The following is a 23,795-nucleotide window of genomic DNA, read 5'->3' on the forward strand; positions in this document are numbered from 1 at the left end:
GGCCCGCGGTGATCGATCGTCTGCGCCGACATGGCCCGCAGCACGCTGTCGGGCACGTTGGTCGGGCCGGGGATCTGCAGGAAGTGGCGGCCGGCGGGGTAACTCATCAGAACACACCCTCTCTTCCACTATGCGGAAAAATATTCTCGCTATACGGAAGATATGCCGATTTCGGGAAACGCAAAAGTCTTGACGTCGAATGTGAGCCAGGTCATACTCTCGCAAAGCGGAAATCTTCTTCCACGATGCGGAAAACTCCGCAACGTCGACCGCTGGAGTACCCGCATGTCGGTGCAAGTCATCACGATCATCGTTCTCGCCGCAGTCTTCCTCGTCGCCACTGTCCTGCCCGTGCACATGGGGGCCTTGGCCTTCGTCGCCGCCTTCATGGTCGGCGCCTTCGTGCTGGGCGAGGGCAAGGACGACATCGTCGGGGGCTTCCCCGGCGACCTGTTCGTCATCCTCGTCGGGGTCACCTACCTGTTCGCCATGGCCAAAGCCAACGGCACGGTCGACTGGCTCGTCCAAGCCGCGGTGCGGCTGGTCCGCGGCCGGATCGCGCTCATCCCGTGGATGATGTTCCTGGTCACCGGTCTGCTCACCGCCGTGGGCGCCGTCGTTCCCGCCGCGGTCGCGATCATCGCGCCGGTGGCCATGGGCTTTGCCACGCGCTATCGCATCAATCCGCTGCTCATGGGCCTTCTGGTCATCAACGGAGCCAGCGCGGGCGGCTTCTCGCCCATCAGCATCTTCGGCAGCATCGTCAACGGCGTCGTCACCCGCAACAACCTGCCGGGCGACCCCGGTCTGCTGTTCATCAGCTCGTTCGTGTTCAACCTGGCGCTGTCCGGGGTGGTGTTCCTGCTGTTCGGGGGCCGGGAACTGCTGCGGCGTCGCGGGGACGTGGCCGACGCGATCGCGGACGGCTCGGGCGCGGCTTCCGACGGATCAGGCGGAACCTCCGCCGGGCCAGCCGTACCCTCAGCCGGTGGTGGCGGCACCGCCGTACTCGCTCCCGCAGCCACCGACCTGGTCGTGCTCAACAAGGAGCGCATCCTCACCCTCACCGGCCTGATCATCCTGGCCGGCGGCGCCCTGTTCTTCGGCCTCGACGTCGGCTTCACCGCCATCACCGTCGCCGTCGTCCTCTCCCTCGTCTCCCCCAACGGCGCCAAAGACGCCGTCGGCCAGATCGCCTGGCCCACCGTCCTGCTCATCTGCGGCATCGTCACCTACGTCAGCCTCATGGAACGCGTCGGCACCATCGACTTCCTCGGCGGCAAAGTCGCCCAGATCGGCATCCCCCTCCTCGCCGGCCTCATCATCTGCCTCATCGGCGCAGCCGTATCCGCCTTCGCCTCCACCACCGGCATCCTCGGCGCCCTCATCCCCCTGGCCGTCCCCTTCCTGCTCGCAGGCGAAATCGGCGCCGTCGCACTGGTGATCGCGCTGTCCCTGTCGTCCTCGGTCGTCGACTCCTCACCCTTCTCCACCAGCGGCGCCCTCGTCGTCGCCAACTCCCAGGAGAGCGAGCGGGACTACATCTTCCGCGGCCTCATGCGATGGGGATTCAGCATGATCGCCATCGCACCCATCGTCACCTGGCTGATCTTCCTCGCCCCCAACTGGTCCTGACCGGGCCGCTTTCAGCAGCACAATCCGGCCATGGTGAACGACAACCCCACCGTCGTTCGCCTGGCTCGGTTTGGCATGACCACAGGCTTGCGTGTCGTCGAGTTCGCCGTCCGGTTGCGGAGCGGACGACAGGTCCACGAGCCTTCAAGACTTCGCCTGATACCCATGGCTGTGACCGCGACAAGCGCCGCCGCCTGGTCCGTGGGCTGCAGATCCGGCCGCTGACAGCCCCGGTACGGCACCGCCCTGGGCGGCCAGCGCCGGATCGTCAAGAAAAGCGCCGGATCGTCAAGCAGACGCCGGGTCGTCATGCAAGCCGCCGCCCTGCCGTACGCCTTCCGCCGGCTGCGCATCCGCGGGGCAGGCCGCGCCGGCATCCACGAAGCCTCCTCACCCCGGCCTGCCGGCGACGCCGCCTCACAGTCCTCGTTTGGGCGATCACCAGCGCGGGCGGGCGGAGCGCCGCATACTTGGGGCGGACGCTCCCGACTCCCCCGTTCCGGGAGGCGCGCATGGCCAGATCCAAGCGGGTTCGCAAGAAGAAACCCGGAGAGGAGCCGAAACCGCTGTGGGAGCGGCTGCTTTCCGGGCCGCGTTTCGTGGTGGTGACGGTGTTGACCGTTGCCATCGGGGCGGCGGTGCCGAGGGTGATCGACATGACGGCCAACGGCGTTCTCCCCGAGATTCACGCGGTCGCGAAGGAGGACGACCAGCTCACCGAGGACTTCTCGAAGTCGTCTCCCGAGGTGATCGGCCCCGGCGTGGCCGCCGGACTGGCCCGTGGTGAGCGGATCTTCGGCGACCCCGAGGTGACGGCCCGCCTGGTCAAGACGGGGCTTCAGGGAGTCAGGCTGGTCATCGAGGGGTCCAGGTCAGACGCCGTGCGGATCATCGGGATGCGGGCGCGGGTGCGCGCGACCCGGCCGGTCGTGGCGGGCACGTACTTCGAGCTCGGCCCGGAGGGGGAGGAGAGCAGTGTGCCGGTGGGCTTCGACTTGGCTTCGCCGCAGCCCATCGCCCGTGAGGTGCTCAACACGAGCACGCCGGGCGTGAAACTCGGCAGGTTCTATTTCGGTGGCCGGAGCGTGGAGCTCAAGAAGGGCGAGTCCAGGGTCTACGACGTGACCGCGATCGCCGGGCCGTTCACCTACGAGTGGGACATCCAGATCGACCTGGCCGCCCAGGGACGGACCTGGTCCGTCTACCGCCCCGAGCGGCCCCTGATCGTCTCCGGCAGGGCCGCCCGGTACGCGGCCGCCTACAAGTACGACGCCAGCACTCACCGCTGGGTGCCGCTGAAGGAGGGCGGCCGGTGAAGGGCGTCGCTTTCAAGCTGGGCATCCTGGCGATCGCCGGCTGCGCCGCCTTCGCCCTGTCATGGTTGCTGCCCCGGGGACGGGAGGCTCCTCCGGAGCAGCCCCGTGTCGATGTTCACTCCAAGGACGAGCTGCTGCGCCTGCTGCCCGGGCTGGGGGACGTTGCCAGGTTGGTCAGCGTATCGACCGATCGCCTCATCCAGGGGATGGCCGTCGCCTCCTTCATGCCGGTGTGCCTGCCGCAACTGCACGAGGGCACCGTCGACATCGCACCGCCGTCCGTCACCGTCCGCTACGAGCTGGCCCACGGACCGATCGTGGTGGTGGACTTCACCCGCATCGGCCCGGACTCAGCGGAGAAGGCACGTTCCCTGCTGCGGGCCGCGAAAGAGCGATGCACGGAGAAAGGACCGGCCTACGCGGACGACCCTCCAGGCACCTGGACGTTCGAGCAGATGGCCCCACCCCGCATCGGCGAGGTCGCCGTCGCCTTCACCGGCGCCTACACACCCCCGTCCGACACCGCCCGGGACAGCGCGGCGCGGGTCGTGACCGCGATCTCCAAAGACTGGACGATCACCTTCACCACCAACGAAGCCTCCGCCGAAACGCTCCACACGCTGATGCCCCGCATCCTCGGCGTCTTGGACGCGAACGTGGGATCGGCGTTCCTGCGATGAGCCACTCCCTCCTACGAGCGGCCCCTGATCTGCCGGTGTACCACCAGGAACATGTCGATGCCGGTGATGACGGCCAGGAGCACGGCGAGTACCGCGATCCCCGGCATGCCCGCGATCCCGCCCAGGGCGGCGAGGACGACCAGGAACGCCAGGACGCAGGCGCACATCCGGTCGTGCGTGCGAGTGGGCGCCGAGCGATGTCTTCTGGGCATGCACCGCCACTGCCCTCGCCGGGTGCCCGGAAACGCGGGCATTGACCTCAATGCCGCTTGAGGTTGCAGGATCGACGGCATGAGAGCGATCGTCCTTCACGAGTTCGGCCCCGCTGAGAACCTGACGCTGGAAGACCTGCCCGATCCCGTGCCCGGGCCGGGGCAGGTGCGCATCGTGGTGCGTGCCGCCGGGGTGCACACGATCGAGACCGCCATGCGGGAGGGGCTGGCGATCGGGCCGCCGTTGCCCGAGTTGCCGGCGGTGTTCGGTGGTGAGGTCTCCGGCACGGTCGATGCCGTGGGCCCGGAGGTCGACCGGGCATGGATCGGCAAGGACGTCGTGACCGGCGGCGGAAGCCCGGGCGGGTATGCCGAGCTGGCCGTGGCTGACGTCGTGAGCCTGCACGCGGTGCCCGAGGGGCTCGGGCACCGCGCCGCCGTCGCCATGATCACCACGGGGCGCACGGCGGTCGAGTTCCTGGACATCGCCGGGCTCACGCCGGACGACGTCGTCCTGGTCACCTCGGCGGCGGGCGGCATCGGCTGGCTGGTCGTCCAGTACGGCCTCGACCTGGGCGCCACCGTGGTCGCCGCGGCCGGCGGTCCGATCAAGACCGCGGCCGTCCGCAATCTGGGCGCCACGGTGGCCGTCGACTACAACGCGCCGGATTGGGGCGAGACCGTCCGCAAGACCTTGGGCGGGCGCCGGGTGACCGCGGTGCTCGACGGGGTCGGCGGCGCCAAGGCGCGCGAAGCCTTCGAGCTGCTGGCCGACGGCGGCCGTTTCGTCAGCATCGGCGCCTCCTCCCGTGAGGAGTTCGAGCCCGACCCGGAGCTCGTCAAGACCCGCGATCTCACGGTGACCGACGCGCTGGCCTTGCTGCTGACCCGCCCTGAGCTGGGCAACGGCACCCAGGAGCGGGCGCTGGCCGCCGCCGCCGAGGGCCGCATGGTCCCGGCGATCCAGGCATTCCCCCTGGCGAAGGCGGCGCAGGCGCACGCCGCCCTGGAGAACAGGGCGACGTCGGGCAAGGTGATTCTGGAGCCGTAGCCGCGGTGGCCGGAGGACACTGCGGAGTCTGACAGGCTGCTGCCCATGGCAGATGCGATCGAACCGGGCGAAAGCCGCCGGGTGCGCGTCGGTGTCCTCGGCCCCGTGACGCTGGAGACCGCCGCCGGTCCGGCGCACGTCGGGGGCGCGCGGCTACGGGCGCTGCTGGCCCGGCTCGTGGTGGACGCGGGCCGTGCCGTACGGCCGGCGACCCTGGTCGAGGCGTTGTGGGGCGAGGAGGCGTCGGCCGCCAGGCTGCACGCGCTGCAGTCACTGGTGTCCCGGCTGCGCGGCGTCCTGGGCGACCCCGGGCTGCTGACCTCGGGCCCGGCGGGGTACCGGCTCACCGTGGAGCCGGACGACGTGGACGCGACCCGGTTCGAACGGCTGGCCCGGGCGGGCCGGCGCGCCCACGCGGAGTCCCGGCACGCCGAGGCCGCGGCCGTTCTGCGCGAGGCCCTGAGCCTGTGGCGCGGCCCTGCCCTGGCGGACGTGGGCGACGCGCCGTTCGCCGCGGCCGAGGCCGAACGGCTGGAGCTGGCCCGGCTGACCGCCCTGGAGGACCGGATCGAGGCCGACCTCACGCCGGGCACCGCCCCCGAAGCACCACCCGCCGGCCCAGAGGCGCCGGCCACCGGACGCGAAACCCCGGCCACCGGCCCCGACCTGATCGCCGAGCTCGAAGCGCTCACCGCCGCGCACCCGCTGCGCGAACGCCTGCACGCCCAGCTGATCCGGGCTCTGGCCGCGAACGGCCGCGGCGCCGAGGCGCTGGCCGCCTACGAGCGGATCCGCACCCTGCTCGCCGACAGCTTCGGCAGCGACCCGGGACCACACCTCCGGGAGGCTCACCTGGCGGTGTTGCGCGGCGAGCTCCCGAGGTCCCGCCGATCGCACGGCAACCTGCACGTGCCCCTGACCAGCTTCGTGGGCCGCGACGACGACGTGCGCAGGGTGGCGGGCCTGCTCGGCCGGGGCCGGCTGGTCACGCTGGCCGGTCCGGGCGGTGCGGGCAAGACCCGGCTGGCCCACGCCGTCGGCCGGCGGCTCTCACCGGCCGGAGGGGTGTGGTTCGTCCCGCTGGCGCCGGTCAACGCCGGCGAGGTGCCTCGCGTGGTGCTCGACCTGGTGCGTGCCGACCGGCCCGCGGCCCAGGGCGGCTCGGTCATGGACCAGCTGGCCGAGACGATCGCGGACGACGAGCTGGTGCTGGTGCTGGACAACTGCGAGCACGTGATCGACACCGCCGCGACGCTGGCCGAGACCCTGCTCGGCCGGTGCCCGAGGCTGCGGATGCTGGCCACCAGCCGGGAGCCGCTGCGGATCGGCGGCGAGGCCCTGCACCCGGTGCTCCCTCTGGAGGTTCCCGCGCCGGAGGCCACGGACGAGCAGGCGCGTGCCTGCGCCGCGGTCCGGCTGTTCCACGACCGGGCGGCCGCGGTCCGGCCGGGGTTCGCGCCGGAGGGCCGCGCGCTGACGGCGGCGGCCGAGATCTGCCGCCGCCTGGACGGCCTGCCTCTGGCGATCGAGCTGGCCGCCGCGCAGTTGCGCGTGCTGCCGGTCGAGGCGGTCGCGGCCCGGCTGGACGACCGTTTCCGGCTGCTGACGGGCGGCAGCCGTACGGCACTGCCGCGGCATCGGACGTTGAGCGCCGCGGTGGCCTGGAGCTGGGACCTGCTGGGCGCCGACGAGCGGACGCTGCTGGAACGGCTGGCAGTGGTGCCCGGGACCTTCACGGAGGACGCGGCGGAGGCGATCGGCCGGGTGGGCGACGTCCGGGAGCTGCTGACGGCGCTGATCGACAAGTCCCTGCTGCACCCGGTGGAGTCGGCGGATCCGGCCGAGCCGCGGTACCGCATGCTGGAGACCATCCGGGAGTACGGCCTGGCCCGGCGGGACGACCTCGACGAGGTCCGCGGGTGGCACGCGGCCTTCTTCCTCGAGCTGGCCGAGACCGCCGAGCCGTACCTGCGCACCTCGGACCAGCTGCGCTGGCTGCGCCGCCTGACCGCGGAGCGGGACAACCTCTCGGCCGCGATCCGGTGGGCGGCCGGGTGCGGGCAGGCCGGTGTGGCGGTCCGGTTCGGTGTCGCGCTGAGCTGGTTCTGGTTCCTGCGGGACTTTCCGCCGGAGTCGCTGGACCTGCTCGGCCGGGTGCTTCAGGTCCCCGGCGCGGCCGACGCGCACGTCGTGGCCGCCGCGCACGCGCTCGCCGCCATCGAGGCCGTCGGCCGCCCGGAGGAGGGCGAGGCGGCTTTCACGCGGATCCGGGAGGCGCTGGAGGGTGCGGGCTCCGGCCGTCACCCCGTTCTGGCGATGGCCCGGCTGGCGCTCGCGATCGGCGCGGGAGGCGATGGCAGCATGCCGGAAGCGCCCCCGGATCCCTGGGGCCGGTCGCTGTCGCTGCTGGCCCGCGGCGTGCTGGCCATGAACACCGGGCACGCCGCCGAGGCGGCGCGGATCCTGCCGGCCGCGTTGTCCGGGTTCGAGGAGCTCGGCGAGCGCTGGGGGCTGGCGACCACGCTGAGCACCCTGAACGCGGCGCGGCAGCGGTCCGGCGAACCGGCCGCGCCCGAACTGGCCGAGCGGGCCACCCGGTACTTCCGCGAGCTCGGCATGCCCGAGCACTCGATGGAGAACGACGTGGCGGCCGCCCTGCACCGGGCGCGGGCCGGCGACGCGGACGGCGGGCGGCGGCAGCTGACGGACCTGCTCGACCGGGCCGGACGGGCCGGCTCTGCGGAATCGGCGGCTCAGGTCCGTCTGGGCCTGGCGCAGCTGGAGTGGCGGGCCGGACGGCCGGGGCCGGCCCGCGACCATGCCCTGGCCGGGCTGGCGGAGGCGCCGCCCGGGCGGTCGACGCCGCACCTGTCCGCGTTGCTGCTGGCCGTACTCGCCCAGGTGGACGTCGCGGAGGGCGCTCCCGGCGCGGCCGCGCGGCGGCTCGACCATCCGGCGGTGCACCTGACGCTGACCTGGCACACGCCCGTCGCCGCGGCGATCGCGGTCGCGGCCGCCGCGATCGAGCTGGGGCGCGATCGGCCGGAACGGGCGGGGCGGCTGCTCGGGGTCGCCGCCGCGCTGCGCGGCTGGGACGACCCCGGCGACGCCGACGTGCGGACGATCTCGCAGCGCGCGAGCGCGGCCTTGGGCGCCGCCCGGTTCGCGGCCGTGCGGGCCGAGGGTACGGCGATGCCGCGGGCACGGGCCGAGGACCTGATCTCCGCGATCATCGGCTAGCGGGCTTGCCGTACATCGTGCAGATCGCGGCGCTCTGGAGCGCCTGGGCGGCCTTGGCGATCTTCGGGTCGGCCTCGTACTCGGCCCAGTACTCCGTCGAGACGAGGACGGTCGCCGTCCGGGTGCCGCTCTGGTCGGTGACGGTGGTGGTGAGGTAGCCGGGGATGCCGCCGTCGTGGCCCCAGAACGTGCCGCACGGATGGGCGGCGTGCTGGATGCCCAGCCCGTATCCGGGCCCGTCCGGCTGGCGGGGATCGACCGGCACGGTGGTGCGCAGCTGGGCCAGTTGCGCGGCGGGCAGGAGCTTGCCGGACATCAGCGCGCCGTAGAACCGGGCCCAGTCCCGCGTCGTGGACACCACCGCCCCGGCCGCTCCGCCCCATCCGGGGCTGTTGCCGGACACGTCCACGTGACCGTTGCGGCGCGGGCCGGCGAGGTCCCGGACCGCGGCCGGCACGCTCGGGGGCATGTGCGCGGCGTCCCGCTCGTACCCGCGGGCGTAGGAGCCCCGCCAGGTGGAGTCCGTGGCGAGATAGGTGTGCTTGAGCCCGAGCGGCCGGGCGATCCGGTCCCTGACCAGCGCGGCCACGCTCGTCCCGGTGACCCGCTCCAGCACGGCGCCGAGCGCGGCGTAGTTGGTGTTGCTGTAGGACCACTTCTTGCCCGGCGCGAACAGCGGGTCGTGCTTCACGCCCACGGCGAGCAGCTGCGCCGAGGTCCAGCGCCGCCGATCCTTGCCCAGCATCGAGGGCCGGAGCGCGGGGTCGGTGGTGTAGTCGAACAGGCCGCTGGTGTGGTTGAGCAGCATGCGCAGCGTGATCGCGCCGCCGTTGGGCACCTTGCCCGGCAGCCATTTCTCCACCGGATCGGTCAGGGCCAGTTTGCCCTCGGCGACCAGTTGCAGGACCAGCGTGGCCGTCATGGTCTTCGTGTTGGACGCCACCCGGAACTCGTCGCCGGGCTTGAGCAGGTGATCCCGCCTGGTCCAGGCGGCCTGCTCGGCGATCTCCACCGGCCGGCCGCGCCCGTCGTCGACCCGCACGAGCACGCCGGGCGCCCCGGCGTCCACGAGCGCGCGGGCCAGTTTCCGCAGTTCGTTCCCTGTCGTGTACGGCGTGGCCCCGGCGGCGGCCGGGGAGGCCGCGGCCACGCTCACGGCCAGCGTAAGAGCAGCAGTAATCCGACGCATATATGGGGACATTGACCCGTTCCTCCGGGTGAGTAGGCGATGCGAACGCCCCCACCCTGGGCCCCATCGCTCACAAACCGCACACAGCGCGCTCAGAAAGGGCCGGCGACGCCGGTGGCGGGGCCGAGGTCGCGCAGGCGGGTGAGAAAGGCGAGGACACCGGCGGTCCCGGCGGCCCACGACAGCCCGCCGGGCCCGCGCACCGGCGGATCCGGGGGCGCGTCGGCGCCGAGCAGCAGGAGCTGGGTGGCGGCCGACTCGGCCGCGGCCAGGAAGCGCTCGTCGTGACCGGCGAGGTCGCAGAACAACTCGCCGATGCCCGCCACCCCGCAGCACTGGCCCGCCGTGGAGAGGTAGGGCAGCCACCGCAGGCACCCGTCCGCGCACGTCACGGCCAGGTCGGTGAGCGAGCCGCCGGGCAGGTGCGGGGAGGCGGCCAGCAGGACCCGGCCCATCCCGGCCAAGCCACGGCACCAGGAGGCGGACAGCGGTACGGCGTCGGGCTCCGCGACCCGGCCGGCGAGCGCCGCCACCTGCCCGGCGAGCGCGCTCACGCGGCCGGCGAACAACCGCTCCGCCTCCCGCGACGGGGAGCGGCGGACGAACTGCCGGAGGAACTCGGCCGACCCGGCCTGGCCGTGGGCGATGCCGATGGTGGTGTCCAGCCCGGGGATCGGCACCTCCTGCTGGGGGAAGAACGAGACAGGGGTGTCGTGCGCGCGGACGAGTGCGAGGCAGCGGCGGGCGATCGCGTGGTGGTCCGGCCGCGGATCCAGTTCGCTCAGCAGCAGGTGGCCCAGTCCGACGCCGGCGGCGCCGAGGATCAGGTCGTCGCCTTCGGGCTCACCGGTGAGGGCTTCGGCAGGGAGCGGGGTCGCGGCCACGCCAGCCGCCCCGGCTCTCCGCAGGAAGATCTCCGCGCCGGTGGTGCCGAGGTACAGCGCGGGCCGCAGCTTCACCCGCTCGGCGGTGCGCCTCGTGGCCGTGGCCAATCGCGCCACGGTGGCGGCCACCCCTGGGCGGTCCAGGTGGGGCAGCAGGCACAGCCCGATGCCGGCCGTACCCCGGTAGACGCTCGCGTCGAGGGCCTCGTCCGGCTGGTCGAGCGCCTGGTCGACGCCGTGCACCAGGGCGGTGAGGACGCGCTCCACCAGCGCGGCGGTGCCGGGTCCGCGCCGGTGCGGGGCAGGGGTGTGGCGCCGGGCCGGCCGTACGCCGGGCGGCGGGTGAGCGTCGGCCAGTGCGGTGAACGCGGCCGTCATGGCCGCGGGCTCGCCCGAGAGCAAGCCGGTGATCAGGGCCACCACGGGCGGCGGCCGGTCGCCGTGGATCCGGTCGAGCATGCGCAGCGCCATCAGGCGTGAGGCGTCCGGGTCGCGCTCGGAGACGAGCGGTTCCGCGCCGGTCAGGGCGGCGAACAGCGTCATGCCGAGCGCGTGCAGGTCGTCACGCGGCTCGGCGGGCTCGCCGGCCACCTGCCGGGCCGGGGCGTACCCCTTGGTGCCGCCCCGGATCCTCACGTCGTGGTGGTTGCAGTGGCCGAAGTCGATGTAGGTCACCGCGTCGCCGGTCATGCTGACGACGAGGTTCTTCGGACTCAGGTCGCGCAGCAGGTAGCCGTGGGCGTGGATGTCCCGCAGGGTCCGGGCGAGCAGGTGCGCGAGCCGGTCGAGGCTGCGGCCCGCCTCCGGGTCCGGCAGGTAGCGCCCCTTGCGGGCGACGTCCTCGGTCAGGCTGAACTTCCCGTCGAAGGAGGTGACCAGATACTCGTCGGCGCCGTGCCGGAAGTGGTCGCGGAAGCGCGCCACGCCCGGGACCTCCCGTAAGGCGGTCAGCACGAACCGCTCGTTGCGCAGGCGGATCCGGGTGTCGTCACCGTCGGGCGACTCCGCGACGTACGCCCGTGCCTGTTTCACCACGACCGTCTCACCGGTGCGGACGTCGGTGGCCGCGTACACGTTGCCGCGCACCGACTCCATCAGTCCCTTGAAGAGCCGGTAGTGGTTGCCGATCAGCACCGGGCCGTCCGCTTCGTGGCGTACGGCCGGCCGGAACGGGTCGGTGGCCCACGGGGGCTGCCGGTAGGTGAGCAGGGCCATGCCCTCGAAGGTCTCGCCACCGGGGCCGGTCATGATCGATCGCAGGTTCCCGTCCCTGCCCGCCACGAGGATGCTCCGGAACGGCCCGTACCGGTAGTAGACGGGCGCGTCCGGCGCCAGGCGGCGATCGCTGAGCACCTGGGGCCCGGGCCTGCCGCGGAGCAGGTCCACCAGGCCGGCGCCGAGGTGGACCAGCCGGTCCTGGTCCGGGTAGATCGTGACCGCCTTCCCCACGCTCGGCGGCGCGGTGATGCCGTCGTTCAGCTCGCCGAGCACCTTCACCGACCGGGCCACCTTGAACGCGCAGCCCGCGGTGAGCAGGTACGGCACCAGCACGCTCACGAGGCCGGGGAAGTCGGCCGCCCGCGACGAGACGTGGAACTTCCAGCCGTGCTCGGGCAGCCGCTGCCCTGGCGGCTCCACGTGCAGCCACGTGGCCGTGCGCCGGACCTGGCCGCCGGCGGCGGATACCAGGTCCGACACGGTGGCCGCGATCGTCGCCGTCATGTCACCGCGGGCCGGCGATCGCCTCAGATGGCGTCGTCAGCCGTGGGGACAACGGAGTTCTCGGTGTTCCGGCATGCCAGCGTGCAGGTGATCCAGCACGCGGCGATCTCGTGGAGCGTGGCGCCTTCCAGGAACTCGACGCCGACCTCGGGCGGGGCGATGCCGGCGTCGCGAGGGGCCAGTTCAAGCAGTGCCCTCATGGCGATCCTTTCTGCTTCCGGGAGATTCCGGGCATAGGGCTGGTTGCGCAGTGGGCGTGCTCGCGACCCACGGTAGTACAGTCCGGCGTTCGGGCAGTTACGAGGTCAGCGGAATGTTGCGGGCGAACAGGTTGGCCGGGTCGTAGACCTTCTTGATCGCGGCCAGCCGCTCCCCCGTGGCGCCCGGGTAGACCTCGGCCGCGTCCTCGTCGGTCGGGTGCGTGAGGAAGTTCCCGTACGCGCCCGAGACGTGCGGCTTCAGCGCCGCCCACAGCGCCTCGAAGGCGGGCAGCCGCGGCCCGTGCTGCTCCGGCGTGCCCAGGAGCACGGTCTGCACCATGGCCACCGCGTCACGGTGCGCGAACGCGGTCGCCTCCGCGGGAACCCGGTTGAGCGCCCCGCCGATCGCGCGGATCTCCCGATACATCAGCGGGATCTCCGCCTCCGCGAAGGTGTCGATCAGCTCGTCGGTCAGGTCGCTCGCGAACCGGTTGCGCACGATCGGCTGGAAGCCCGGCGGCAGGAACGCATCCTCCAGCACCTCGGCGTACGGCACCACCTTGACGTCCTTGGCCACCAGGTCACCCAGCGCGGCCAGCGACTCCACGGCCGCCGGGTCGTCGCCGGCGTAGGCGGCCAGGATCACCACGGAAGGCGGCGCCTGCTCGCCGAAGGCGGGAAAGAGCTGGGCCGTCGAGGTGAGCCCCTCATCGGCCGTCCGCAGCGCGTCCCTCCACTTCTTCAGTACGGCTGCCGCCTGCCCGGCCGGATAGGTGAAGCGGGCGAAGGTGACGGCCGACTCCCGCTCGGCGGTCACCTCGAAGGCGGTGACCACGCCGGCGTGCCCGCCGCCGCCCCGGATCGCCCAGAACAGATCGGCGTTCTCCTGCTCACTCGCCCGGACGATCTCGCCGGAGGCGGTCACCACCTCGGCCGCGACCAGCCGGTCGACGGCGGGCCCGTACTTGCGCACCATCCAGCCGATTCCGCCGCCGGTCAGCAGCCCGCCGACCCCTACGGACCTGGTGTCACCCGACGAGATCGCCAGCCCGTGCGGAGCCAGCGTCTCGGCGACCTGGCCCCACGTGGCGCCGGCGCCGAGCCGTACCCGCCGCCCGTCGACCTCGATCCCGTTGAGCTGCGACAAGTCGGCCACCACGCCGCCGTCGTTGGTGCCGTATCCGGCGCCGTGATGCCCGCCGCTGCGCACCGACAGCTCCAGCCCTTCGCGCGCGGCGAACCGCACCGCCTCGGCGACCTCCTCGGCCGTGCGGGGGCGGAAGACGTAAGCAGGGCTGCCCGCGTGGGCGAAGCTCCCAGCGACCTGCGCATACGCCGCATCCCCGGGACGAATAGTCTCAATCATCTCTTTCTTCCCTTCAGTGACTTTCTGCAACATAGCGGAATGCGAGCGACATTCCGACGGCGCAGAGAATCCGGGCGCGGGCCGGCGGGAAGCAGCCCGCCGCGTCAGGGGACGTTGACACGCTCGCGGGTCCCGGATGCCACCTGCTGAAGGGCGAGGGCGCTGCGTTCCCACCGCACCGCGCCAGCCGGGCCACGACTGGTCGAGAAGACGGTGGAGGGCGTTCGGCGTCGGCCTTTCGCTCGTCCGGGGCGCAGGCGGCGGAGATCTGGAGGAGTTCGTGCCCGGGCGGGGCCAGGGTGGGGTCGGCGAGGCTGTAGCGGGCGGCGTAGATCCGGTCGTCGAGGTCCAGGACCCGGAACCAATCGGGGCCGCCGCCGGCCCGCAGGCCCAGGTTGACCGTTGCCGTGCGGGCGCCGGGCCAGGTGAGCGAGCCGTCGCCGGTCAGCCGGCGCGCCGCGGTCAGGCTGGTGGCCAGGATCGCAGGACCCTCGGGCGGGCCGGAGACCCGGGTCCGGGTGCGGATCCGGACGCCGAGGCCAGTGGCTCGCCCGGCGAGAAGCTCGACCAGGGTGGACCACCCGCCGGTCACGTACCGGACGCCGCCGGCGAGCGCCCGGCGAAGGCGCTGGTGGGCGAAGGCGGCCGAGAGCCGCCGGTCGGTCACCGTCCGCACGGCGATCCGGCTGGCCCGCCGGCACGAGGCGGAGGTCCCTGCGGAGGAGACGCTCACGGACCGCCACTCCCCCTCCCCGGAAGGGCTGGTGGACATCGACGACGCGCTGGCGCGGCTGCCGGTCTAGCAGCGCGTCGTGCTGGTCCTGCGTACCCGGGAAGGACTCCGCGAACAGGAGATCGCCACCACGCTGGGGATCCCGGCGGGGACCGTGAAATCCCGGCTGCATCGAGCCAGGGCCGCGTTCCGGGAGGTGTGGGAGTCGTGAACGAGCCCGTGGCACACCCCGCCATCGATCCGATCGACCGCCTGGCCATCCTCGCGGCCGCCCTGCCCGGCGCCGTCGTCGGGCAGCGCCGCCTGGCCGCCCCCTTCGAGGCCGTGTGGCAGGTCGCCGCGGACCTGGAGAACGCCACCCCCCGCTACGAACCCGGCGTGGCCCGGGTGCGGGTCGTCGAGGAGCGCGGCGAGTTCCTGCGCCTGCTGGTGCAGGACACCGCCGCCCCCTCTGAGCACTGAGCCCGGACTTTGCCGTCGCCCGCTCGTCGGAGCCCGGCGCGCGGGGAAGGCAGCTAGCGATGAACCACCCCGCAGAAGACGCGCTCGTCGACGTCGAGCCGTGCAGTGCTCGCTGCGCCCAGATCCTGACCGGCAGGGAACACCTCACGCTGCTGGTCAGCCCGGGAAATCCCTACTTCTCCGCCGCGCGCCTGGCGGCGACGTTCAGATGGGCCGCCCGGGCGGTCAAGAAGGTCGACGTGCTGGTCTCCGACCTGGAGATGACCGTTGCGACCTATCTCGCCCGGGGCCGGCCGGAGCATCACGCCTACCGCAGAGCCCGGGCCGACATCAGCCAGATGGCGGCCCGGATCCGGCGCGCCCGCGACACCGTGGGCCGGCCGTACCCGCGCGTGAGCGAGTTCGCCGACTGGTCGGGCACCGCCGAGTACCGCCGCGGGCTGGCCTACGCCCGCCGGGCCATCGCCGACCCCGAGTACGGACCACTCCTGCGCGCGGGGACCCGAGCCGCGCTCATGGCCAGGATGCCCGAGGGCTGGGAGCCCACTCCTCGGCAGATCGACATCGGCCAGGTGCACAGCGAGAAGACCCTGCCGTTCGTCATCAACGCCGTCGGGATCCTCGGCGTGCCCGAGACGGTCACCGCCTACAGCCGTCTCACCCCCGACACCCGCTACTTCTTCACCGAGGACGCCAGATTCCGCGCCTTCCCCGGTCAGGGATACATCGCCCTGCGCATTCGGCCATGAGTGTGTCAAGTTATATTGACACACTCCGGCCGTCAATATAACTTGACACCGTGACCGAAGACCCCAACCCGGCCGGCCCGGACCCCGCCGTGGGCCTCAAGGCCGTCGTGGCCCTGCGCAAGCTCGCCGATCATCTGGAGGCCCTCCACGTGCGCAACGCCAGAGCCCGTGGATGGTCCTGGCAGGTGATCGCCGACGCACTGGGTGTCACCAGGCAGGCCGTACACCAGAAACTCGCCCAGCGGACGCAGAGTTAGGAGCCCGATGTTCGAACGTTTCACCACCGACGCGCGCCAGAGCGTGCTGGCGGCCGCGAACCTGGCGGCGGAGTCCGGAGCCGCCAAGGCCGAGCCGGACCACCTGCTGCTCGCCCTGTCCCGCGGCGGCGGCGCGGGGGCCGACATCCTCACCCGCCACGGCGTCTCCGCCGACGATCTGACCGTGGCCGCCCGGGGGCCCCGGCTGCGGGCGGGGCTCACCGACGACGAGGCCGCCGCGCTCGGCGAGGTCGGCATCGACGTCGAGCAGGTCTTCCGCCGCATCGAGCAGACGTTCGGGCCGGACGCGCTCGATCAGCCGGCCACGGCGCGGCCGCCCCGGCGTCCGGGCCGGGTCGGCGGGCCGTACAGCCCCCAGGCCAAGAAGGTGCTCGAGCTGAGCCTGCGCGAGGCCCGCGCGCTGGGCGCGCGCGAGATCGGGTCGCCGCATCTGCTGCTCGCGCTGCTGCGCCAGGGGGTGTCGGCGCCGCTGGCCGCGGTGCTGGACGGTCACGAGGTGACCTATAACACGGTACGGCGGGCCGTCGGATGAGCGCCCGCGCGCGAGCCCTGCTGGGCTGCGGGGTCGTCGCCGGACCGGTGTTCGTCGCCGCGTTCGTCGTCCAGGGCGCGGTCCGGGAGGGATACGACCCGCTCCGGGATCCGGTCAGCTCGCTCGCGCTCGGCCCGGCCGGCTGGGTCCAGAGCGCCGCCTTCATCGTGTGCGGCCTTCTCACCATGGCGTTCGCGGCCGGTCTGCCGGCGGCGTTACGCGGGGCGAGATGGGGGCCGTTACTGATCGGGATATGGGGGCTCAGCCTCATCGGCGCCGGCGTCTTCGTCACCGACCCGGTGCCCGGCTATCCGCCGGGGCCGCCGGTCGAGCCGGGCGTGTCCACCGCGTCCGGGCGCCTGCATGATCTGTCGGCCGTCGTCACCCTGGTCACGTTGCCGGCCGCCTGCCTCGTCCTGGCTCGCCGCTTCTACGGGCTCGGCCGGCGTTCGTGGGTTGTCTACTCGGTCGTGACCGCGCTGGCCTTTCCCGCCTTCTGGGTGCTGGCGGGACTGGGCTTCGCCCAAGACCCGGCGCTGGCAGGTCAGGCCGGATTGTTCCAGCGCGCGGGGATCGTCGTGGTCTGGGCCTGGATCACCCTTCTGGCCTGGACAGGCGATCGATGGCCGCAGGTCGGGGCATCGCGGCGCCCGCCCGGTACGCCCGGTCGCAGACGGCCCGGCCGAGGTCCTTCATGAGCCGGGCGACGAGGGCGCGCAGGTGGGTGTCGCCGTGCTCGTAGGCGCCGCGGATCGCCCGGCTCATGCCCGGCGTGATCGCCGCCCGGTGCGGGCCGCCCTCCGGTAGCCGGTCGCCGCCGACTCCACGATCGCGGCCTCCCTGCGCAACCGGTGAACGATCGTGTGCAGGGGCTTGACCGCCGCGCAGGTCCTCGACCAGCGAGCCGGCGGGCACCACCTGCCCGGCCGGCAACGCCGGCCGGGCGAGGAAGGCGCGCAGCCCGGCACCGCCGAGGTCGATCGGGGACCCGTCGTCCGCGGGTGCCCGGACCGGTCCCAGAGCGCCGCGTACATGGGCGGCTACTGCGGCCGGAGGTACGGCGAGCCGAACGCCGCCTCGATGACGCGGTCGAAGGCCGGGAACCAGTTCCAGTCGCAGTTGGTGTTCATGGAGACCAGGCGCCGGCCGTCGGGGGTGCCCATGGTGATGGCGGCGGATCCGTTGGCCATGCCGGCCACGGCGTGCAGCACGCTGCCGTCGGCCAGGGTCCACTGCGACACTCCGGTGCCGTAGCGGGTGTTGGGGATCCAGTCCGTGGTGGGGACCGTGGCCCACATCTCGCGGTGCTGGGCCGGGGGCAGCAGCGTGCCCTCGATCATCGCCCGGGTGAAGCGGAGCATGTCGCCGGTGGTCGACATGACGCCTCCGGCGGCCCACCCGAAGGTGGTCGAATCGGTGACGTCGACGGGGTCGGCGTCGGGTCCCATGAGATGCGCCTCGTAGTTCTGCGTGGTCAGGATGGCCGGATCGACGCCGTCCTTGATGAACATCCTCGAGTACAACCTGGCGTGCTGACCCCGGAGTCCCGCTTCGGGCAGGGGGCGCGCGTAGGTGCCGGTGAGGCCGAGCGGCTGGATGACCGTCCGCTCGACCTCCTTCTCGTAGGAGCGGCCGGTCGCCTTCTCGATGATCGCGCCGGCGAGGTGGTAGCCGCCGTTGGTGTAGGCGAAGCCCTCGCCGGGCTCGAAGATCGGCGGCTTGGACAGCTGCACCTTCAGCAGCTCGTCGACGGTCCAGACGTAGCGGCTGTTCTCCGCCCAGCCGGCCCGGGTGTGGAATCGGCGCACCACGTCGCGGTCCCAGCCGGTCACCCACAGGCCACTGGTGTGGGTGATCAGGTGCCTGATGGTGATCTTGCCGCCGTCGTTGCCGTTGCCGCTGACGACGCCGGGCAGCCATTGCTCCACCGTGTCGTCCATGCTCAGCGTGCCCTCGGCGGCCAGTTGCAGGACGGCGGCGGAGGTGTACGCCTTGCCGCAGCTGCCGGCGTGGAACCGGTCGGCCGGCTCGCGGCGGCGGCCCGTCTCCAGGTCGGCCACCCCCGCCGATCCGAACCAGTTGCCGCTCTCGTCCTGGACGTGGGCGACGATGCCGGTGACACCCAGCTCGGCCACCGACCAGTCGAGTGCCTCCTGGACCTTGTCCGTGATGGCGGTCATGTTGCACTTCCTCCCTGCGGTTCGCGGATGCGGCAACGATGTCCGGCCCCGATGACAGGCGTCTCACACGCCGCTTACACGCTGGACGGCACGGCGCGATCTTTTGTCAGTGCGCCGGGCGGGACCGGAGACTGAACCGTGAGACTCATCCCCGCGGGCATCGATCTGACCGCACTACGGAATCCCGCCTTCCGGCTGATCGCACTGGCGCACATCGGGTTCGTGCTGGGCGAGCAGGTCCTGGCGGTCGCCGTCACCGTCTCGGTGCTCGGCTCGGGCGGTGACGCGGCGGCGGTCGGCGTCGTGCTCGCCGCCAAGGGCATCGCCTCGCTGCTCCTTCTCCTGGCCGGCGGCGTCTGGTCCGATCGGTTACCGCGACGGCGGATCCTGACCCTCATGCTCGCCGTCGACGCCGTGGCGGCGAGCGTCCCCATCGTCGTGGCCGGGCCCGGCGCCGCCGTATGGCTGCCGGCCGCCGTCCTGTTCGCGGCCGGCGCGGCGGAGGCTTTCATCCGGCCCGCGTTCAACGCCATCCTGTCCAGCTCCCTGGACGAGACCCAGCTGGTGTCCGGGCGGGCCCTGATCAACGTCTGCACCCGGCTGGGGGTCATCGCCGGACCGGTGGCGGGCACGCTGCTCGCCGGCGGGAGCACGATCCTCGCCTTCGCCCCGGCGGCCCTGGCGTTCGCCGCCGCCGCACTCGCCTTCCGCCGGGTCGCGGAGCCGTACCGGACGCCGGACGCCCGCCGCTCCCTGCTCACGGAGGCGAAGGCGGGCTTCTCCGACGCCGCCCGCCGGCCGTGGCTGACCGCCCTCCTCCTCTTCTCCCCCGTCAGCCTCATGTTCGTGATCGCGCCCGGCCAGGTCCTCCTGCCCGTGCTGAGCCGGGACACGTTCGGCTCCTACACGGCGTACGGCACCGCCCTCGCGTGCTACGGCGCCGGGGGGCTGATCAGCAGTGCCACGATGATGGCCTGGCGGCCGCGGCGCCCGGGAGTCGTGGCCATGTGCTCGATGTCGCTGTATGCCGTCGTCCCCCTCGGCCTGCTGTACGCGCCGTCGGTCTGGGCACTCTTCTGCTGCTACCTCGTGGCCGGCTTCGGCGTGGAGACCTACGCCCTCTGCTGGGACGTCGCGATGTACCGCGAGGTGCCCGACCGTCTCATCGGGCGGGTCACCTCCCTGGCCTGGCTCAGCACCTTCGGCCTCATGCCGTTCGGCCAGGCGCTCACCGGCCCGCTGACGAACCTCGCCGGCGACCGGGCCGTCCTTCTGGGCGCGGCGGGGCTCGTCCTGGTGATCCCGCCGTGCCTGCTCCTCGTCCCCGGAATGACTCACCTGCGCGGCAGCCGCCGTGATCGCGATCTGTGTTCCTGAAGACCCTCTGGGTGTTGTGATCTTTGTCATGCTCGCGAGCATTCACATCCAGTAAAGATCACCGTTAGATGGACGGGCGACATCCATTTGCCCACTGGCGAGCCAGGAAGCTGGAGAACTCATGTTCAACGCTCTTCGCATGGCCACCGCGGTCGCGGTCAGCGCAGTAGGACTCATCGCCGCCGGAAGCCCCGCCCAGGCCGGAACCGCGGTCGCGGAATACGTGGCGACCATCAACACGGGCGGGGAGACCTTCCGCGTCCGCCTCGTCGAGCCCAACGACGTCGATGCCGCCTACCGCAACCTGTCCGGCGAAGGAAAACGGCAGCACATCAACGGGAAAATCCTGACGGGGACCGATGTCAACACCGGGTGGAGCTGGCACCTGGACCCGAACGACCTGGAGTTCGTCGACGTTTCGATGGAACTGTGCGACGGCAAGCCGTCCGACGTGGAGAACGGCACGCTGTCCGGCGACCGCTTCTGTCCCTGGGGGACGCAGGTAGTCGACATTCAGCCGCTTTCCCCCGCCCGCTAACCGCCGGGCCTTCCCGTACCAGCGCTGCGACGCGCTGGTACGGGATTCACCGGGTCAGCGGTTGCCGACCAGGCCGAGCAGGTCGAGCCCGAGCAGCAGGGGGTCGTGGTCGGCGGTGCGGTAGGGGTCTGGCCGGTACAGGTCGCCGGCGGTCTTGAACTCGGTGTTGTAGTCGTAGTAGACGTCCTCGTCGGCGTTGACGTGCCAGATCGTGGCACCGGTGATGCGGCGCATCACCTGCTTGGTGGTGAGGACGTGGTCCAGTTCGCCGGAGGCGCCGCCGAAGACGTAGCTGTAGCGGCCGGCGGCCGGGACGAACTGCTTGCTGACACTGCGCAGGCCCGCGGCGGAGAAGGTCGTGATCGGGTCTTCCTCGCTGTAGGCGTTCAGGTCGCCCACGACGATGGGGTTGACCAGCTTCTGATTCTTGATCATCTCGATGATCGCCTGTGCCTGCAGGACGCGCTGCGCGTTCCAGCAGCCCTGGCCGTGGTCGGCGTTGTCGCCGCCGGCGGCGCCGCAGCTCTTGGACTTGAAGTGGTTGGCGATCACGGTGAAGGGCCGCAGTGACAGCAGCAGCCTGGTGGAGCGGAAGGTCTGCGCCAGCGGCGGGCGGGCGTTGAAGAAACGCGGGTCGGCGATGGTCGTGGGCGCGCCGACCGGCTTCACCTTGGCCGCCTTGTAGATCATCGCGACGGCGATGGCGTCGGTGCCGGGCCCGGGGTGGGTGATCAGCTTGTACGTGCCCGCGCCCATCTCGGCGTTGAGGGCGTCCACCAGGGCTTCCAGCGCGGCGGGCTTGAAGCCCGTGGAGGCCAGGTCGGGACGCGGGTTCTCCACCTCCATGAGGCTCACCACGTCGGCGTTCAGCGCCTTCAGCGTCGCGACCTCCTTGGCGAGCTGACGGTCGCGCTCGGCGGCGGTGTTGGCGCCGCGCGGGGTGAAGTCGGGGTTGTAGGGCGGGTTCGGGTACCCGGCGGCGTTCAGCGTGGTGAACCAGTTCAAGGTGTTGAAGGTGGCGATCTTCACGTCGCCGCCCACCCTGGCCGGTGCCGCGGGGCGCGGGTTGTCGCGGGTGAAGGTGAGCGGGGCGGTGGGGTGCACCAGGTACTTGACGTTCGTGCTCGCGGAGCCGTACGCGCCCTGGTTGAGCACGCCGGTCAGGCCGCTGACGCCGTCGCCGGAGCGGGCGAGCTGGTCCCCCGGGGCGTAGTGGGGCATGGGGTTGGGGTTCTGGCCGGAGGAGCCGTCGTCGATGACGAGGGAGCGGCGCAGGTCGGCGGCGGGATCGACGCCGGGGCGGTCGGTCGGGATGTAGAGCCGGCCGCCGGTGGCCGCCAGGAGCTGGCCGTAGCGGGCGTGCCAGAAGTTTTCGCTGATGGTCAGCTTGCCGGGGACCGTGACCAGGACGCCTTCCAGGCGTTCGAAGGCGTCGCCGGCCGCGATGGGCAGGGTGAGGGCGGCGGGGGCGATCGTGCCGGTGCCGCAGGCGTCCACGGCGGTGACGGTGGAGATCTGGGTGGCCGCGCCGAACTCGGCCACGGTGCCGGAGACCTTGACCCGCGCGCCGGTGCTCAGCGCGGTGGAGGCGAAATTCGGCGCGAAGACGAACACGCCGTCGGAGGTGGCCGGGTTCGCGTCGGGCGTGTCGTCCTGGACGAAGAAGCCGGAGCGGGCGGTGGCGCTGGTGAAGGTACGGGTGACCACGCCTTCGACGCGCACCTTCTGCCCGGCCAGCGGGCTCTGCTCGGCCGCGCCCTGCACGTCGGCGATCTGGTGGGTGACCGCGGTGTCGCACGGGTTCGCGGTCGGCGTGGGCGTCGGTGTGGGCGTCGGGGTGGGCTCGCCGCCGCCGGGGCCCGTCTGCCCGGCCCGGTTGGTGGGCGTCGGCGCGCCGGCGGTGAAGTCGGCGGCGTTGTTGTCGGTGTCGGAGGGGGTGGCGGCGCGGCTGACGGAGGTGCCGTTGGACGGCGCCGGCGCCGGGGCGCCGCCCTCGGAGGCGTTGGCGGCCGTGCCGTACCCCACGAAATCGACCACGCCGGGCGCGGTGACCACGTCGGAGCCGGCCAGCGCGGTGGTGCTGGAGACCAGGGCGACCTTGCCGGCGGTGGCGCTCATCGGGATGGTCCCGGTGGCGTCGGCGGGCGGCAGCGGCTTGTCGGTGACGGTGGTCCCCGCCGCCTCCTGAACGAGCAGGCGCCCGCCCGGGGTCAGGCTGCCGTTCAGCGGCGTCACCTGCCAGGACGTGCCGGCGGCTGAGGCGTACTGCACGCTCCAGCCGGTCAGGTCCACCGGCTGCGAGCCCAGGTTGTAGAGCTCGATGAAGTCGTTGCTCCAGGGAGCGCCCGAGTTGCCGCCGCCGCCGTACACCTCGGCGATGACGACGCTGGACGACGCGGCCCCGGCCGGGGCGGCCACGATGCCGGCTCCGGCCATCAGCGCAGCGGCCAGGAGTGCCGCTTTGGCACGTCTGGTCATGTGATCTCCTTGTAGAAAATGATTCTGAGCATTTCTACAGGTAGATCGTTATTTATGTCTTTGACATGACTTGCCAGGCATCATCCGCCGGAGCTGGGGATTGTCATTGTTTGACCCCTTCGAGGGGCCAAGAATTCATCTACTCCTCCTCAAACCGTGACAAGCCCTCCATGGACCGTTCCGGGCGAGGCTCGGCTAAGCGCTGAAGACCGGCGTGAACACCAGCAAGAACGAGAGGTGTGCTGCGTTCGTCGCGTAGATGCTCCGGGTTTGTTCGCGCAGCCAGGCCAGCAGGCAGCCGGCTGCGAGGTAGACCGCGCATGCGGTCAGAAAGGCGAGCGGCGCCGTCTGTCCGGCGAGGAAGACGACGTGCCCGACGGCGAACAGCCCTCCCGTGATGAGCACGGCCGCGAGGGGGGATGTGCGCTGCCCGATGAAGGTCTGGACCAGGCCGAAGGACAGGTAGTCCTGCCAGAAGGCAGTGATCACGATCATCGCCGCCAGGAGCGGGACGGCCACGGGGCCGCTGTAGTGGAACGGGAGAGCCAGGAGGAGCGCGAGCGGGACGCCGTAGAGCCACAGCAGCTTGCTGCGCGGCATGAAACTCCGGCCGAACCTTCGGAAAACCACCAAAGCCACCGACAGCACGACGGCCACGTAGCCCGTGAGCCAGGCTAACCGGACATTGAGCGAACCTCCCGGAAGGTAATCGTTGATCACGAACAATCCCTGCGTGGCCAGCCACATCGTCAGCCAGGCAGCGCATACCGCGAGGATCTGCAGAGGTTTCGGGCTAGTTGCGACGTCCATCGGCCGGGCTCCTGATCGCGGAGAATGTCGATCTTGCGGGTGAGATAGACGATATATCGCGACATTTCAGAAGACAAGACATATCGCGTCTTTACTGGGGCCGGTCGGCGTCAGGACGTCGACCCCCAGGGCGGGGCCGCCACGGTCCTGCCGTGCCCGAGCG

The 23,795-nt window shown here is 71.9% G+C and carries 22 protein-coding genes; 13 read left to right on the plus strand and 9 right to left on the minus strand.

The annotated features are described in order from the left end of the window. Nucleotides 1-285: 285 nt before the first annotated feature. From FVE25_RS12275 to FVE25_RS12285, 3 genes are all read left to right on the plus strand, one after another. Nucleotides 286-1,635, plus strand: coding sequence for an SLC13 family permease (locus tag FVE25_RS12275; protein ID WP_157246661.1), 1,350 nt, complete (start codon nt 286-288; stop codon nt 1,633-1,635). 512 nt (nt 1,636-2,147) lie between these two features. Continuing rightward, complete coding sequence (locus tag FVE25_RS12280; RefSeq protein WP_157246662.1) at nt 2,148-2,951, plus strand: hypothetical protein; 804 nt, start codon at nt 2,148-2,150, stop codon at nt 2,949-2,951. Next, nucleotides 2,948-3,631: a hypothetical protein gene (locus FVE25_RS12285; RefSeq protein WP_157246663.1), complete on the plus strand. Its 684-nt coding sequence runs from the start codon at nt 2,948-2,950 to the stop codon at nt 3,629-3,631. The genes FVE25_RS12280 and FVE25_RS12285 overlap by 4 nt, the downstream gene beginning before the upstream one ends. 11 nt (nt 3,632-3,642) lie before the next feature. On the opposite strand, the gene FVE25_RS12290 is transcribed toward FVE25_RS12285, so the two are convergent. Continuing rightward, nucleotides 3,643-3,843, minus strand: coding sequence for a hypothetical protein (locus FVE25_RS12290; RefSeq protein WP_157246664.1), 201 nt, complete (start codon nt 3,841-3,843; stop codon nt 3,643-3,645). Nucleotides 3,844-3,922: 79 nt separating this feature from the next. Between FVE25_RS12290 and FVE25_RS12295 the strand changes: the two genes are divergently transcribed. Beyond that, nucleotides 3,923-4,894, plus strand: a complete 972-nt coding sequence (locus tag FVE25_RS12295; RefSeq protein ID WP_157246665.1) for a zinc-binding dehydrogenase — start codon at nt 3,923-3,925, stop codon at nt 4,892-4,894. Between the two features lie 45 nt (nt 4,895-4,939). Next, nucleotides 4,940-8,134 (plus strand): AfsR/SARP family transcriptional regulator, encoded by a 3,195-nt coding sequence (locus FVE25_RS12300; RefSeq protein ID WP_157246666.1) that lies wholly within the window; start codon nt 4,940-4,942, stop codon nt 8,132-8,134. Here FVE25_RS12300 and FVE25_RS12305 read toward each other — a convergent pair. The 5 genes from FVE25_RS12305 to FVE25_RS12325 form a co-directional block, all read right to left on the minus strand. After that, the gene (locus FVE25_RS12305; RefSeq protein ID WP_246266971.1) at nt 8,124-9,284 is read right to left on the minus strand and encodes a serine hydrolase domain-containing protein; all 1,161 of its coding nucleotides are present in this window, start codon (nt 9,282-9,284) and stop codon (nt 8,124-8,126) included. The genes FVE25_RS12300 and FVE25_RS12305 overlap by 11 nt on opposite strands. Before the next feature lie 131 nt (nt 9,285-9,415). Further along, the gene (locus tag FVE25_RS12310) at nt 9,416-11,929 is read right to left on the minus strand and encodes a class III lanthionine synthetase LanKC N-terminal domain-containing protein (RefSeq protein WP_157246668.1); all 2,514 of its coding nucleotides are present in this window, start codon (nt 11,927-11,929) and stop codon (nt 9,416-9,418) included. Between the two features lie 23 nt (nt 11,930-11,952). Beyond that, nucleotides 11,953-12,129, minus strand: a complete 177-nt coding sequence (locus FVE25_RS12315) for a hypothetical protein (protein ID WP_157246669.1) — start codon at nt 12,127-12,129, stop codon at nt 11,953-11,955. Between the two features lie 97 nt (nt 12,130-12,226). Then, on the minus strand, nt 12,227-13,495 hold the full coding sequence (locus FVE25_RS12320) for an FAD-binding oxidoreductase (protein ID WP_246266973.1): 1,269 nt from the start codon (nt 13,493-13,495) through the stop codon (nt 12,227-12,229). Nucleotides 13,496-13,508: 13 nt separating this feature from the next. After that, nucleotides 13,509-14,228, minus strand: a complete 720-nt coding sequence (locus FVE25_RS12325; protein ID WP_157246671.1) for a phytoene desaturase family protein — start codon at nt 14,226-14,228, stop codon at nt 13,509-13,511. 79 nt (nt 14,229-14,307) lie between these two features. Here FVE25_RS12325 and FVE25_RS12330 point away from each other — a divergent pair, with 79 nt between their 5' ends. From FVE25_RS12330 to FVE25_RS12355, 6 genes are read left to right on the plus strand one after another with little or no spacing between them, the layout of a single operon-like run. Further along, nucleotides 14,308-14,439: a sigma factor-like helix-turn-helix DNA-binding protein gene (locus tag FVE25_RS12330; RefSeq protein WP_157246672.1), complete on the plus strand. Its 132-nt coding sequence runs from the start codon at nt 14,308-14,310 to the stop codon at nt 14,437-14,439. After that, nucleotides 14,436-14,690, plus strand: a complete 255-nt coding sequence (locus FVE25_RS12335; protein WP_157246673.1) for an SRPBCC family protein — start codon at nt 14,436-14,438, stop codon at nt 14,688-14,690. The genes FVE25_RS12330 and FVE25_RS12335 overlap by 4 nt, the downstream gene beginning before the upstream one ends. A 59-nt stretch (nt 14,691-14,749) precedes the next feature. Continuing rightward, entirely contained in the window at nt 14,750-15,439 is a 690-nt protein-coding gene (locus tag FVE25_RS12340) for a tRNA-dependent cyclodipeptide synthase (RefSeq protein WP_157246674.1), read from the plus strand. Nucleotides 15,440-15,489: 50 nt separating this feature from the next. After that, nucleotides 15,490-15,696 (plus strand): helix-turn-helix domain-containing protein, encoded by a 207-nt coding sequence (locus tag FVE25_RS12345; protein WP_157246675.1) that lies wholly within the window; start codon nt 15,490-15,492, stop codon nt 15,694-15,696. A gap of 7 nt (nt 15,697-15,703) precedes the next feature. Continuing rightward, nucleotides 15,704-16,249 (plus strand): Clp protease N-terminal domain-containing protein, encoded by a 546-nt coding sequence (locus FVE25_RS12350; RefSeq protein ID WP_157246676.1) that lies wholly within the window; start codon nt 15,704-15,706, stop codon nt 16,247-16,249. Beyond that, on the plus strand, nt 16,246-16,947 hold the full coding sequence (locus FVE25_RS12355; RefSeq protein WP_157246677.1) for a DUF998 domain-containing protein: 702 nt from the start codon (nt 16,246-16,248) through the stop codon (nt 16,945-16,947). The genes FVE25_RS12350 and FVE25_RS12355 overlap by 4 nt, the downstream gene beginning before the upstream one ends. A 342-nt stretch (nt 16,948-17,289) precedes the next feature. On the opposite strand, the gene FVE25_RS12360 is transcribed toward FVE25_RS12355, so the two are convergent. Beyond that, a complete protein-coding gene (locus FVE25_RS12360; protein WP_157246678.1) occupies nt 17,290-18,429 on the minus strand; it encodes a serine hydrolase domain-containing protein in 1,140 nt (379 codons plus the stop codon). 138 nt (nt 18,430-18,567) lie between these two features. Here FVE25_RS12360 and FVE25_RS12365 point away from each other — a divergent pair, with 138 nt between their 5' ends. After that, nucleotides 18,568-19,806: an MFS transporter gene (locus FVE25_RS12365; RefSeq protein WP_157246679.1), complete on the plus strand. Its 1,239-nt coding sequence runs from the start codon at nt 18,568-18,570 to the stop codon at nt 19,804-19,806. 121 nt (nt 19,807-19,927) lie between these two features. Next, a complete protein-coding gene (locus tag FVE25_RS12370; RefSeq protein WP_157246680.1) occupies nt 19,928-20,344 on the plus strand; it encodes a BP74-related protein in 417 nt (138 codons plus the stop codon). A gap of 54 nt (nt 20,345-20,398) precedes the next feature. Here the strand turns inward: FVE25_RS12370 and FVE25_RS12375 are convergent, their stop codons facing one another. Further along, nucleotides 20,399-22,822: an ExeM/NucH family extracellular endonuclease gene (locus FVE25_RS12375; RefSeq protein ID WP_157246681.1), complete on the minus strand. Its 2,424-nt coding sequence runs from the start codon at nt 22,820-22,822 to the stop codon at nt 20,399-20,401. Nucleotides 22,823-23,017: 195 nt separating this feature from the next. Continuing rightward, complete coding sequence (locus FVE25_RS12380) at nt 23,018-23,632, minus strand: CPBP family intramembrane glutamic endopeptidase (RefSeq protein ID WP_157246682.1); 615 nt, start codon at nt 23,630-23,632, stop codon at nt 23,018-23,020. Nucleotides 23,633-23,795 lie beyond the last annotated feature (163 nt).

The sequence above is a fragment of the Nonomuraea typhae genome (assembly GCF_009760925.1).
GTDB classification, from domain to species: domain Bacteria; phylum Actinomycetota; class Actinomycetes; order Streptosporangiales; family Streptosporangiaceae; genus Nonomuraea; species Nonomuraea typhae.

Coding starts and splice junctions, on each gene's coding strand:
- FVE25_RS12275 (WP_157246661.1), top strand. CDS start 286: ATGTCGGTGCAAGTCATCACGATCATCGTTCTCGCCGCAGTCTTCCTC.
- FVE25_RS12300 (WP_157246666.1), top strand. CDS start 4,940: ATGGCAGATGCGATCGAACCGGGCGAAAGCCGCCGGGTGCGCGTCGGT.
- FVE25_RS12340 (WP_157246674.1), top strand. CDS start 14,750: ATGAACCACCCCGCAGAAGACGCGCTCGTCGACGTCGAGCCGTGCAGT.
- FVE25_RS12355 (WP_157246677.1), top strand. CDS start 16,246: ATGAGCGCCCGCGCGCGAGCCCTGCTGGGCTGCGGGGTCGTCGCCGGA.
- FVE25_RS12375 (WP_157246681.1), bottom strand. CDS start 22,822: ATGACCAGACGTGCCAAAGCGGCACTCCTGGCCGCTGCGCTGATGGCC.
- FVE25_RS12380 (WP_157246682.1), bottom strand. CDS start 23,632: ATGGACGTCGCAACTAGCCCGAAACCTCTGCAGATCCTCGCGGTATGC.
- FVE25_RS12315 (WP_157246669.1), bottom strand. CDS start 12,129: ATGAGGGCACTGCTTGAACTGGCCCCTCGCGACGCCGGCATCGCCCCG.
- FVE25_RS12370 (WP_157246680.1), top strand. CDS start 19,928: ATGTTCAACGCTCTTCGCATGGCCACCGCGGTCGCGGTCAGCGCAGTA.
- FVE25_RS12280 (WP_157246662.1), top strand. CDS start 2,148: ATGGCCAGATCCAAGCGGGTTCGCAAGAAGAAACCCGGAGAGGAGCCG.
- FVE25_RS12320 (WP_246266973.1), bottom strand. CDS start 13,495: ATGATTGAGACTATTCGTCCCGGGGATGCGGCGTATGCGCAGGTCGCT.
- FVE25_RS12360 (WP_157246678.1), bottom strand. CDS start 18,429: ATGACCGCCATCACGGACAAGGTCCAGGAGGCACTCGACTGGTCGGTG.
- FVE25_RS12295 (WP_157246665.1), top strand. CDS start 3,923: ATGAGAGCGATCGTCCTTCACGAGTTCGGCCCCGCTGAGAACCTGACG.
- FVE25_RS12350 (WP_157246676.1), top strand. CDS start 15,704: ATGTTCGAACGTTTCACCACCGACGCGCGCCAGAGCGTGCTGGCGGCC.
- FVE25_RS12310 (WP_157246668.1), bottom strand. CDS start 11,929: ATGACGGCGACGATCGCGGCCACCGTGTCGGACCTGGTATCCGCCGCC.
- FVE25_RS12290 (WP_157246664.1), bottom strand. CDS start 3,843: ATGCCCAGAAGACATCGCTCGGCGCCCACTCGCACGCACGACCGGATG.